The 12,645-nt window shown below is 29.3% G+C and carries 14 protein-coding genes; 9 read left to right on the forward strand and 5 right to left on the reverse strand.

Annotated features, from left to right (window positions below; genetic code table 11):
• Positions 1-3 precede the first annotated feature (3 nt).
• From HZY31_RS07335 to HZY31_RS07350, 4 genes are read right to left on the reverse strand one after another with little or no spacing between them, the layout of a single operon-like run.
• Positions 4-543, reverse strand: a complete 540-nt coding sequence (locus HZY31_RS07335) for a ribonuclease H-like domain-containing protein (RefSeq protein ID WP_297318752.1) — start codon at positions 541-543, stop codon at positions 4-6.
• A gap of 22 nt (positions 544-565) precedes the next feature.
• A complete protein-coding gene (locus HZY31_RS07340; RefSeq protein ID WP_297318753.1) occupies positions 566-1,816 on the reverse strand; it encodes an ArsR/SmtB family transcription factor in 1,251 nt (416 codons plus the stop codon).
• 56 nt (positions 1,817-1,872) lie between these two features.
• Entirely contained in the window at positions 1,873-2,148 is a 276-nt protein-coding gene (locus tag HZY31_RS07345; RefSeq protein ID WP_297318754.1) for a hypothetical protein, read from the reverse strand.
• Positions 2,145-2,342, reverse strand: a complete 198-nt coding sequence (locus tag HZY31_RS07350) for a DUF2080 family transposase-associated protein (protein ID WP_297318798.1) — start codon at positions 2,340-2,342, stop codon at positions 2,145-2,147. The genes HZY31_RS07345 and HZY31_RS07350 overlap by 4 nt, the downstream gene beginning before the upstream one ends.
• Before the next feature lie 129 nt (positions 2,343-2,471).
• Here HZY31_RS07350 and HZY31_RS07355 point away from each other — a divergent pair, with 129 nt between their 5' ends.
• The 9 genes from HZY31_RS07355 (at position 2,472) to HZY31_RS07395 (ending at position 9,666) form a co-directional block, all read left to right on the forward strand.
• Positions 2,472-2,858 (forward strand): PadR family transcriptional regulator, encoded by a 387-nt coding sequence (locus HZY31_RS07355; protein WP_297318755.1) that lies wholly within the window; start codon positions 2,472-2,474, stop codon positions 2,856-2,858.
• A 601-nt stretch (positions 2,859-3,459) separates the two neighbouring features.
• On the forward strand, positions 3,460-3,948 hold the full coding sequence (locus tag HZY31_RS07360; protein ID WP_297318756.1) for a CAP domain-containing protein: 489 nt from the start codon (positions 3,460-3,462) through the stop codon (positions 3,946-3,948).
• A gap of 174 nt (positions 3,949-4,122) precedes the next feature.
• Positions 4,123-5,256 carry a hypothetical protein gene (locus HZY31_RS07365; protein WP_297318757.1) on the forward strand — a complete coding sequence of 378 codons (1,134 nt, stop codon included), beginning with the start codon at positions 4,123-4,125 and terminating at the stop codon, positions 5,254-5,256.
• Complete coding sequence (locus HZY31_RS07370; protein WP_297318758.1) at positions 5,240-6,163, forward strand: hypothetical protein; 924 nt, start codon at positions 5,240-5,242, stop codon at positions 6,161-6,163. Before HZY31_RS07365 ends, HZY31_RS07370 begins: the two co-directional genes overlap by 17 nt.
• 28 nt (positions 6,164-6,191) lie before the next feature.
• Positions 6,192-6,728, forward strand: a complete 537-nt coding sequence (locus tag HZY31_RS07375; protein WP_297318759.1) for an acylphosphatase — start codon at positions 6,192-6,194, stop codon at positions 6,726-6,728.
• Positions 6,729-6,831: 103 nt separating this feature from the next.
• Positions 6,832-7,491 carry a hypothetical protein gene (locus tag HZY31_RS07380; protein ID WP_297318760.1) on the forward strand — a complete coding sequence of 220 codons (660 nt, stop codon included), beginning with the start codon at positions 6,832-6,834 and terminating at the stop codon, positions 7,489-7,491.
• Complete coding sequence (locus HZY31_RS07385; RefSeq protein ID WP_297318761.1) at positions 7,457-8,263, forward strand: hypothetical protein; 807 nt, start codon at positions 7,457-7,459, stop codon at positions 8,261-8,263. The genes HZY31_RS07380 and HZY31_RS07385 overlap by 35 nt, the downstream gene beginning before the upstream one ends.
• Before the next feature lie 117 nt (positions 8,264-8,380).
• Positions 8,381-8,605: a hypothetical protein gene (locus HZY31_RS07390; RefSeq protein WP_297318762.1), complete on the forward strand. Its 225-nt coding sequence runs from the start codon at positions 8,381-8,383 to the stop codon at positions 8,603-8,605.
• Positions 8,606-8,826: 221 nt separating this feature from the next.
• A complete protein-coding gene (locus tag HZY31_RS07395; protein WP_463671224.1) occupies positions 8,827-9,666 on the forward strand; it encodes a hypothetical protein in 840 nt (279 codons plus the stop codon).
• On the opposite strand, the gene HZY31_RS07400 is transcribed toward HZY31_RS07395, so the two are convergent.
• Positions 9,663-12,638, reverse strand: coding sequence for a hypothetical protein (locus HZY31_RS07400; RefSeq protein WP_297318764.1), 2,976 nt, complete (start codon positions 12,636-12,638; stop codon positions 9,663-9,665). The two genes, HZY31_RS07395 and HZY31_RS07400, sit on opposite strands and share 4 nt — an antisense overlap.
• Positions 12,639-12,645 lie beyond the last annotated feature (7 nt).

Consider the following 12,645-nt stretch of genomic DNA (forward strand, 5'->3'; position numbering starts at 1 on the left):
AAATTATTCTTCAATTAAACCACAATCGACTAATATTTTGTATAGCTCGTATGTTCTCTTAATGTCAAGCTGTAAGTGATGCAATATTTTATCCAGAGCTTCTTTATCATCTTCTTTCTCATATCTTTCCCAAAGTTGTGGTATTTCACATCCATCAACATCATCATTCTGTATATCAATGTTAAAGAACTCACAGTATGCTTTTAAACTCCTACCTCTAATATATCCCCCTCCATTCAGAATTTGCATCAAATCCTTTCTTCCTTCGTATTTTTCGAAGTATTTTATCCTAATCCTGTAATATAACGACCTAAGTTTGATAAATTGCCAATCAAATTTGTTTATATTAAATCCTATCAACTGCTCTATACCTTCTTCAGATACTTTCCCCCAAAATTTAGTTAGTAATTCTTTCTCATCTTTCGATGTCAATAACTGAATATCTAACTTGTCCTCTCTAATAACACCCAAGCCTATCGCTACAATCCTATTCTTCAAGGGGTCAAGCCCCGTTGTTTCAATGTCTATAATAGCAACTGTCATTTTACCCCTCCTCCTTTGATAATTAAGGAATTACCATCTTATTAGCAGGGATGAAATAACTACTTCCAACAGTAGGAATGCTGAAAACTCCCTCCCCACTTTCTACATTTCGAGTAGGATATGATACATTATTCTTTGAGGAATCCTCTTTAACCAAAGTGAAAGTTTTAAGAATGTATTTCATGAACCTATAGGCATCATCCACAGCCACATCTGGATTTTTATTCAATGAATAACTAAATTTCAAAATCTCAAATGCATGGTGTAAAAGCCCATTATCCATAGATACAGGTTGCCAAAGCTCGTTTATTCCCTTTAATTTTCTATGATTTACAGTTAAGAAGTCATTTTTTAATACTGCACTATACTCTCTCTCAATCCTCCACTGCCTTGCTGAAAGCTGTTGGTCCATGTTTCCTTCTCTATCTACATGGTAGAGATTGGCAATTTCTTTCTCTTTTAAAATCTCTAAATACGTCCTACAAGCTCCAACATCAATTGTAAAGAACTTTAAGTGGTTGAGTTTTTCAATAAATTTATCTTTTATGTCTTTAGGAATTGTTTTTATTATCTTAAAGTCATCTAAATCTAAAGTAAAGAATTTAAAGTCATTATCAAACTCTGAAGGCATTTTTATTCTTAAAGGAAGGAATCTAAATAAAAACTCACTTGGGGCAATTCTTGACTTTGGCACAACATCATACCTATCAAATATCTTAGTGTCTTCAAACCTCCAATCGTGCAAATATTGTTGCTCTATAATTTTGATATTGTCTTTAACCATGTCTATGTATTGATACATGTCTTTTCTATGCATATCTACCAGTATTTTTGGATTATTTTCTAAGTCAGGATAAACTGCCTTTATGCATGTTGTTTTTCCTACATACTGAGGACCAAAGATTATTAACCTTAAATTTGTGTATTTAGAAATTAATAATGCCGTTATTGGAATACTATATGATGTAGAGTGCCAATTATACTCCTTCAAAACCTTTTTAATATATGAGTTAATACCTGTTATTGTGTCAATATCTTTCGGGATTTGAATGTGAGGGATTTCGTTTTCATTACTGCTATGTGGCTTGGCAAGGGCGTAGTATTTGGTCCTACCTTCTTGCTCCACTACCTTAATTAAGCCATTGTCTTGGAGATACTGTAGTTTTTTAGAAATTAGTCCGGGATTTATATTAAAGGCTTCTGCAATTTCTTTATTTGTGGCTTTGCCTACTTGGGATAAGTATAATAAGATTCTTTCACTAACTTCGTCCATAATATCACCGAAATATTTAAGAATAGAAACTTAGAAAAACAAAAATGGGTTAAGCATTAAGCCCCAACTTTAAGTGGCTCAGGAACTTGTCCATTTACTACCTTCTGTCTTAAATCTATCTCAATAATTTTATCCTCACTCGTGAGTTTCTCTAATATCTCCATACAAAGTTTCTCTGCTCTTTCTTTATCATCAGTTTGTATTACTGCCGAATACTCATCTTTGCCAATCTCATACACTATTTCCACATCATAATTAACTCTTATAGCCACAATCTTCTCAATATTTATTGCACGTGTATAATGTTCTTCTTTAATAACTAAAAACCTCATAATTTCACCTCAAAATTGTTTTTTAAATTTTTTCTATCTTTTTCATTACAATAAATAATAATTGTTGCTCTTTTTCCAATGAACCTTTTAGGGACATAGACATGGGCGGTATTCCCATACGGTTTTATGGGCTTGTCATGAATTACTACTGCTTCTGAATATTCCATAGTTCCACCTATTGCCAATGGTGGCATTATTGCCAATATCAAAAATGGCGTTTCTTATATATATACTTTTCTATTATTGACAATATTGGCATAAATGACAATAACAAATATTATGCCAAATAAACATATTGTCAATAAAAAACGGAAGGAATTAGTATGCTTAACGAAATTAAATTATTAAAAATATTATCAAAAAAAAATAATTATTTAGTATTGAAAACATTATTTAAAAATAATGCTTTATATTTTAGAGAATTAAAAAAAGAATTAAAAATGGATGGTAAAACAATATATCGTGCATTAGAAGAATTAGTTAATGCTGGATTAGTTAAAAAGGAAATAGAAGAGCCAGAGAAACGAACATCAAGAGTATATTACTCACTTACAGAGTTTGGAAAGAAAGTAGTAAAAATATATGATTACATAGAGCAATTAGAGAAAGAATTAGAAGATAAAAATGCAATAATCATTAATGGTAATGTTGGAGATAATAATATTATTGCTAACAAAATTCAGAATTCTAAAATCTATTTTAAAAAATAATTATCATTCCCCATAACAATAACTTACAATGTTGTTAATATAAATCAAAATTAATTTAGAAATAATATTTTTAATTGATTATATATGAATATATAAATTAACAAAATAATAATAAATTTTAATTGTCTAATTGTATGATTTGGTATGATATCTAAAAATTAAAAATGCATAAGAAATAAATCAAATCTATAAAAAATCGATGCAATAAATGCTTTTTAATAAAATCGTTTAAAAATACTTATTTTTAAAAGAATAGGACAATATTTCTTTATTATCAAAAGATACGACTTTATACAACTTCATACGGTTTCATACGGGTGTCATACCGAAATCTCGCAAAAAGAAGAGTGTCATACCGTTCATACCTTATATATAATATATATAAAAATTATATAAAAATATAATATAGTACAAGATATATTTTTTTATTTTTTTATATATTATGTATATATTTATTATATTAATATAGCGAAAAAACGGTATATAAGCCGTATGAAGATGTATAAATCAGTATGATACCGTATGAAAGTGCATGACGGATAAATAAAACATATTTCATAAAAATAAAACTAATTTGTTGAGTTTTATTTTTGGTGATAGTTTGAACCCCCGAAAGTTGAGAAAAAGAATTTATGATGAAATCAACAAAGAGCGTAGGAAGTTGAGGTTGAAGCCATTAAAGTTAAGTAAGTCTCTTAGTAAGATGGCTATAAGGGATGCCCTAAATAGAAAAAATTGTTCTGTTCATTATGCAGTAAAAGGGGAAAAGCATATAACTGTTGCCAAGAGGATTGTTAAAGAATGGATTAGAAATCCTGCCCATAGGAAGTATATATTAAATCCAAAATATAACAGTATCGGTTTGGGGGTTCATATCCTTTGGAATAAAAATACAAAGGAATATGAAATTTATGTGTGTAAAAAATTTAGACCTTCTCAAAATGTTGTTAAAAATTCAAAAAACAAAAAGCATAATAATTTAAATACGAAAAAACTAAAAAAATTAATATTCAAAAATAAAAGAATTATAGAATATTTTCTTTTAGCAGTTATGTTTTATATTCTTCTTTATATTGCATTTAAATGGTGAGACTATGTTGAGTTTTTTATTTTATGATTTATAAAACCACAAACTATTTACGAAAAATGTATAAACAATATGTGTAATAATATATACTAAAAATTAATGATTTTGACGATGATATTGTTAATCTATGTTTATAATTTTGGATTGAGGTTATTTTAGTTGTGAAAGTGTGATATTATGAAAATTAAAACTAAAAAAGACCTTTATGAATATCTTGAACATAATATGACAAAAAGTTATGATGATTTAGTTGAAGCGGGAAAATATGAACGAGGTAGGAATCTTGTAAAGACATACATCGTAGAGTCAAACACTTCTATATTAGAGTTAAATAAAAATATTAAAGAATTGGAATTAAGTATGGAGAGAACCAATGACAGTGGATTTTGGATATTGAAAGTAAAAGAACCAAGACAAAATAGCAAAGCTACATTTTATGTAGATACTTATGATCCATTTAGCGATAATAACCAAAGATTTTGGATATTTTATACTGTTGAAAAATCAGAAATTGCAGATAAATATATGGAAAAATTAATAAATCCAAGAATAAGCCGTTTAGATAATATATGGTTAGATAGGGAGTTCTTACTCAAGTTTAGAGATGATTTGGGAGTAGAAACTAAACAGATAGGGATTAGATACTTAGATAGCTTAGGAGAAAATAATGAAGATGAAGCTGATAATTTATCCTTGAAAGTGAATGGAAAATTGTTAAAAATAATAATCAACAAATTAAATGAATTAGAGGATAAACACTTTATGGCTATTACAAGTATTGGATTTAAAAAATCCATCCAATACGATGAAGATTTAAATCTCATGGTTTTAGAAAATATGTATTATAACGGAAAATTCTCAGTTAAAGGCACATCATTTAATGAGCATTTAAATATTGTAAATGGGGTTAGAAAAAGATACGCAAACATGCTAAAAACTATTGAAGAGGAGTATGAAATATATTATGAGAAAAAAGATTTTGGGATAGCAGTTAGTGGTTCTCCGTTGTTAATTTCATTCAAAAGAGAAATTGAGGATATAGATAAGTTTTTGAATATACTATTATCAACAAAAAGACCATTCAGGTTGGCAGGATTTAAGAGAAAAATAGATAAAAATTACTATTCAGTAGTGGGGGTAGATTTGCATAATGGAGACAAGTTTGAAATGGATGTATCTACCGAGTGGATAAGATTATATTTATCCAATGGAGCTTGTGGGAATACAGCTTTACGTCTTGTATGTAATCTACAGCAATATTATGATGCTGAAACTAAATTAGAAGGTGTGGAGTATGGGAGAATTGTCTGACCATACAAAACTAATGAATATAGTTCTTGCTCTATCTTCTGAAAAAATACAAGGATGGCCTAATGAGTTTTGGAAAGTAGGATATAACAAAATCTACATCGAACCCAATATAAGAATATCATTTAATGGGAGAGATAATAAAACCTCTAACCCTGACATATTACTATTCTCAAGTGAATATAAACATTTCGTTATTATCGATTGTAAGTCAAGAACATTAAAAGACGAACAAACTCAGAAGTATATTGAATTAAAGAAAAATCCTAAAATAATTCCTGCCTATGTTCCTATTAGTGTGAGTAATCCCCAAAATATAATTTCAGATTGCTCTTTTGTTTCATTTTATGAGGATATCTGTAATAATAGCTTAGTAATCTCTGAGAATATTCCTATATTACATGTGATTAAACAGAACGATTCAGAAATTGTTGAAAAAATAGAACTTAAGGTAGGACATTTTCAAAATAGTAAATTAAATAGTGTATTTCCAATCTCTATCAATGCTCCAATTCCTAATCATTTGTATCCTTTCGATATACATAAAGAAGATTGGCCAGCATTTGTGGAGTATGTCCTTAGAGAACTTATACGGTTTGCAATAAATAATCAAAAGTTTAATGAAGAAATGCTTCTTAAAAATGCACATAAGTATTGGGATTATATTGATTCAGATAAAAAGAAAAGTTTAAAAAAACGAGTAAGATATATCCTTGTCAAATTAAGGGATGGAAAATTAAAAAATTATTTAAAAAAGGAGAAAGAAAATAAAGAAAACAAAATGTGGTTTATTGACATAGACAGTGATAAAAAGTTACAAAGTTTTATATCTTTATGTTATTCTTGTATTGAAGAATTGAAAAAAGATAGTGGTAAACAGTTATTATTGGATGATGTTTATAATAAATAAATATTTTAGTTTATAGCAGGTGGTAGTAATGGTAACAACTTATGAGTTAATAATCTATGGAAAGGTTCAGCATGTTGGATTTAGAGATAGGATTGAACACATAGGTAAGGGTTTAGGAATTAATGGAATTATTTATAACTACAAAGATGGAACTGTTAGAATTTTAGCAAACTTTGATTCAGAAAGAAAAAAGAGATTGTTTAAAGAATTAATTAAAGAATTAGAAGAAGTTGATAAGTTAATTAAGATTGATAAAATTGAGGAGAAAGAATTGAAAACATACATTGAGTTTCCAGAGGGTATTAATAGAATATCAGCGGATGATTTATTAGAACTTAATAAAAAGTTAGATGAAGGAGTTAAGTATATTAAGTTAATTTTTAGCGAGTTAGAAGAGCATAAAAAGATTTTGATGATTATTGTTGATAAGTTAGATAAGCAAACTGAGTTATTGGAAAAAATTAATACGAAGTTAGATAATATGTCTGAAAGATTGGAGATGAAATTAGATAAATTAGAGAAGAAATTAGATAAAATTGCAGATATATTAGAGAAAAAACTTTAAGAGATTAAAATTTTATAATTTTTTAGAGGGACATAAGCATTTAATATTAGTGTTAGGTATATTAAGAAATGAGATTATAATTTGTTAATTAGTGGTGAGGACAATGACAAACTTTACTTATACTTTAGATGAACTTGAGAAAATTACTCTATATCCATTAAGACCTATTGTAGGGGCTGAAAATGAAATTACTAAAATGAGGAGAAAACAACTACTGAGGTTATTGGAAAAAATAAAAAATTGGGATGATAACAAAAAATTAAAGTTTTTAAATATATTAACTAACATTGTATCAGTTCCATATTTCTCTATTGATGAATATATGAAATGGATAGAAGAAATTGAAAAAAAGATAAGTGAATTAGACGATTTTAAAGAAATTGTAATGTTAAAAAATTTGGAAAAATTAATTGATTACAACCAATTGAAAAGGATTAGGGAAGAAGCTATGCAAAATCTTAAGGAAGATTTAGAAAAATTACTGGAGCAAATACTCTCTAAAATTGAGAATTTAGAAAATTCTAAAGAAGTTGAAGAATTGATTGTTTTAGGTTCAATGATTCAACATATAATTGATTTAATTGAGCAAGATTATGAAAGAAATATTGCAGTGATTAGCATATTTACGCTTAGAATTGTTGCTTATTTAATGAACAAAATAAGTTTAGATGATTTACAACTTGATTTAATGAAGTTGAGCCATATGATTCCAAAAGTGTATGTAGGTGATGAACATATCACCAAATATTTTATCAAACCATAACAATGTTTCCAACTGTGCAGTAGATACAAATATTCTTATTGCTGTTTATAATGATGAGGACAGATTACATCAAGATGCTTTAGAGTTGATGAAACATATTAATAACTTATACATTGGACATTCAGTTATTGATGAAACCTGTATAACTTTTGGAAAGAAAATACGAGAAGTTATAAGTAAAGTAGTCCTATTTTATAGTAAATTAGATTTAAAATCTCGAGAAGAAGAGATAATTAAAATGGAAAATGATTTATTATCACAATTAAATTCAGAAAATCCTCAAAATGTGAATTTTCATAAATTTATTATTAAAAAATCTCGAGAAATTAGAAAAAAATCATCGTCAAATAATGACATTATTAAAGGACTGTTAAGATTACACAAAGAACTTAATGATGCAGTATGTATATTGAACACAATTACCAATAAAATACTAAGCATAAACAGTGAAATTAATTTTTATCCATACACATTTGTGAATAATAAAAGATATAATGATAAAATTAGAGAAGTCACTGAATTAATTAAAGACATTAAGTTTAAGGATTCTAATGATAAGAAGATTTTTGTTGAATTGGTTGTTTGTTATCCCGCTCATTTTGAGTTGCCTATTGTATTTGTTAGTGATGATAAAGAATTTATTAAGAAATCCCATAGAGCAATAGATAAATTAAAATCAAAATATGGGGAGTCCTATTTTGATGATTTAATTTTTAAACTTTTAAAAGAGTATCTAAAAGATTTAACCTCTATATATTCTAATAAAGTATAAGGTGAGTTTTATGGGAGAAAATCCATTAAAATTTAAAAGTTTTAAACCATCTTATTTTGGAAAGCGTTTGGACTATTCACAAAAAATGGGCAATAATTAAAATTTTTGGTGGGGAGTATGGGTAGGAAAAAGGAGTATCTCATTGGTGAGATATACTATATGGTAGATGAAGATGAAGGTCAATTCAAAATTGTTTTTTATGAAGAATATTTAAGGGGGTTAATTAAAGTGGCTAAGGAAGACAAAGATGCTGTATTAGAACATATCAAGGCGTTAAAAGAAATTGATTTAGGAAATTCGCTGGCTATACTTTTGGAAAAAATGTGTATGGGGGAGGATTAATTTATTTTTTATTTTTGAAGCGTTAATTTATGAATTTGTATATAAAAATATATATATAAAAAAGGTTTAAAAATCATGTATAAATAGATATAAAATTATTTTGAATTAGGGAGGGGGGAGTTATGCTCATCCCTGGAAAATTCATAGCAATCCTAACATTTCCTGGAGTTATTATACATGAATGGGCTCATAAAATAGCATGCGATTACGTAGGGCTTAAAGTGTATAGTGTTAAGTATTTTTCCTTTTCAGAAAATGCTGACGGGTGGGTTAATCATGAAGAGCCAAGGTCATTTAGAGAAGCCTTTATTGTGTCATTTGCTCCTTTTGTTATAAATACATTTGTAGCAATATTTTGTTTTGCTGTAGCTGTTGATATTCCATATAATATAATCAAATATGTATTATACTACATTGGGATAGCATGTGCTATGAATGCATTTCCAAGTTGGCATGACTTGGATTTGGCAATGAAGTATAAGCATAGGCTTTCAGTCGTTAAAAAAATATTTGTATATCCAATTTTCACCATTTTTTATATTGCAAATGCATTGTCTGTTGTCTGGTTTGATGCAATTTATGCTTTCTCTTTGTTTTTTACTATAATAAAATTGATAATGGAAAAATATAATTTATTTTGGCTTCCAGTTTTGATAATTGCTCCTGTTTTAATATATTTTTTAGTGGGAGTAATTTTGAAAAAAGTTAAAAAACATAGGAGGAGGTTAATAAATAAATTAAAACGCAAAATGGTGGGGAGAATGTTTTCATTGTTTGGTAATAAAAAGAAAAAAGTTCAAGAGTATTTAAGCAAGAGGCATATCTGTCTTAAAGAAATTGGATTTATTTGGAAAAATGGGACTGATATTGACAGATTTAATTTACTACTTAGGTTGCAAAATGAATATAGAGATTATGAGACGATAGTTAATTTGCTTAAAGATTCTGAAATGCTTAAATATCCCGAAGTCGCCGAAATTTACCAAAATGCTTTAACAATGCTTGAGAAACTGAAAGAAGATGAGAAAATAAATGAACTTAAAAGAGGCTGGAGAGATTAGAACCAAGTAACTAATTTTGCCCATTTTCCTCTTTTACTGCTTCCACTCCCTCCAATGCTGGAGCCCAATTTTACATTTAATTTTAATTTTGGAGGCTTAAACTTAATATCAACACTTGGAGTAGTAAATGTTGGAGTAGTTATTTGCTGTGTAGATGTGAGACTATTTGCTAATGTTTTTGACTGAGTGAAGCTTAACGCAGTTTTCTCAATTGTACTCTCTTTTGGGGTAAATGCAGTTTTCTCTAAAGTTGCTGGGGCAAATGCTAATCCGACTTTGAACTTCTGTGCAGGAATTTCTACGATTTTTGGAACTATTAATGGTTTTTCGAGAGTTTTTGGTTTTTGTATTGGTTTCAATATTGGCTTAACTTTTTCTACAGGTTTTGGGATTGTAGCCACTTTAGGCAATAACAAAGGAACAGGGGCAGATTTTTCAGCTACCTTAGGCACTGTTTTCTGTTTAATTGAAGTTTTTGTAGCTTCTTTTTCTAAAGTTCTGAAATCTATTTTTGTTAGGTCTATGACATTTTCTTCTGTTTTAGGAATGGTTTTCTCTTTTGTAGTAGTTTTTGTTTTTTCAATTTGCAAGGTCTTGCTACCTGTTTTTACACTCTGCCCGCCTGCAGTTTTCTCTTTTTTTAAGATTTCATCAACAGTAAATATTCTACCTCTTTGGGCTGGCGGTTTTAGCTCAAATTTATGTTCAATTTTAGTTTGCTCAATTTTTTCAAAATCAATATTTGTCAAGTCAATAATGTTATTCTCTATTTTTGGTTTTGGAATTTCAGATGGATATTGCTTAGGAACTTCTGCAAATGGCCTTCTGTTTATTACATCAGGAGCTGGAGGGAGCAAAGTATCCATTTTATTAAGTTCATATAATCTTGTAATGTCATGGCTAATATACCTTGCTTTAATTCCTCTTTCGCCAGTTACTGCATTTTGATATGTTAATGACTGAACGAATTCTCCTCTATTTAAAGCAATTGACATTGATTGTTTTTTGAATGGAGTTTCAGATGTTAGAGTGATATATCTTGTAGGAACTACTTTACTCAAATCAAATTGATGAGTTATAGTGTTTCTTCTTTCTCCTGCTATATAACTTAAAGTTTCAGAGTAAACTCCTGTTGAAGGATTAAATTCTCTTTTGTAAATGGCATTTTTATTGGTAAGTGTTAAAGACTCTGTGTAATCTGGAATTGTAGATTTTTGCACAAGTTGTTCTTCAAGGGTAGGAACTTTTACATCAACATCTGCCCAAGTTTTTATTGGTACTCCTCTTTCATTTGTTTTTATGACATAGGGCTTTCCTCCAGGGCTTACACCTACTTCAACAATTGTATTTTTTGGCATTTTTGGAGTAGGCAAGGAAGGGCTTGTAATAGATTGTGATGTTTTAAATGGAGATTCAATAGATATACTTCTAATTTTTGCCAATCCTACTGGGGCAACTGTTGCCAAAGTCATTGCAACATCATCAGTTGTGAGTTCTGGTGTTTTTATGCCAGTGTATTTTTCAGTTGCTTTTAAGAAAGGATAGCTAACAGTCTTAGCCAGAGATTTCAAAGTTTGTTTTCCCCCTTCCAAAAGCATTTCTCCTTCTGCTCTTAAATATTTTGGATTTCCTTTGAGTATTGAAACTCCAGTTGCATAAATTGTCCCATCTACAAACTCTCCCGCCCCTGAAATAAAGTATCCTGCAGATTTTCCTGCAATTTCTCCTAGTGTTCCAGCAATTGTTTTGCCAATGTGTCCAAGTCCTTCAACAATTGATGTTTCTGCTTTTGTCAACGCATGTCGTCCAGGCAATTTATTATATTCTTCAATATCTTTATTGACTCTATTTTGTATCTGTTGTTTATTTGTTTGACTTATGTAAATTCCAACGCTACTAAACTCATCAACTCCAGTATATTTCACATTGCTTACGAGATTTGGATTTGACACTACGCTAATTTCTGGTTCTGTGTTTATTGTTTCAAATACATTTATTGCATGTATTTCATTATTTGAAGGATTTCTTGACAAATAGTCTGAAACTGTTTGATTTTTACCAACAATTTCACTGCCAGAATATGCCTCAAGGCTGGGAAGATTGGAAATTTCAACTTTTGGGGCTAAGTATAAGCCGTTTTGGAGATTTGGCTTCACATTAGAGACATCAAAAAAATTATTCAAATTTACGTCAGTTTTTGGTTTTACTGTTATTGGCGTTGAATACATAATCTGAATTTGTCCATTCTTGGCTGTAATTTTAGCATTTGGATACTTCTGTAATGTCTGCTGTAATCTACTGTAATCACTCTGTTGTAATATAACTATCTTATTGCCAATTTTTAATGGTTCATAATTTTTAGCAAAATCAATAGCCGACATTGTTTGTGAATTACCAACTTTGACTTTTGTATTATTCATATCAATGTGACTGGAACCTGTTTTTTTACCAAGGTAAATAATATCATTTGTAGTTACACCTTTTGTTGAACTACTTCCATTGAAAGTTGCACTATACCATTTCCCAGTCGAAGTATCTTCCGTAATTACTTCTGCATCTGGTTTTATTTCGCCAGATTGGAATTTTTTTAATACCGATTGAGCATCCTTTTGATTTGTAAACGCGACGATATTCCCACTACTATCCTTGATAACAGTATGTTTTTGTCCAGAATTATCAGTATAAGTATCAATGTAGTAATCTTTGCCACCATTTTCACCTTCTGTTGTCCTCCCTGAGTCGTCGTCAGTTCGACTCGTTTGTGAGCTTCTACTACCTCCTCCACTGTCGCCACTACTACTTTCAACAAACCCCCCAGAATATGAGATTCCAAAACTTCCGCCACTACTCTCAACAGGAGTTCCACTTTCACCAGCGTGCCATTCCCAAAAACATCTTTTTAGTAATTTCTGTTCTATGATTTTTGGGCTGAAATCTATGTTTCTTTTAACAGAATGTATAAATTCGAACATATTATCA

The sequence above is a fragment of the Methanocaldococcus sp. genome (genome assembly GCF_024490875.1).
In the GTDB taxonomy this organism is placed as follows: domain Archaea; phylum AGJL01; class Methanococci; order Methanococcales; family Methanocaldococcaceae; genus Methanocaldococcus.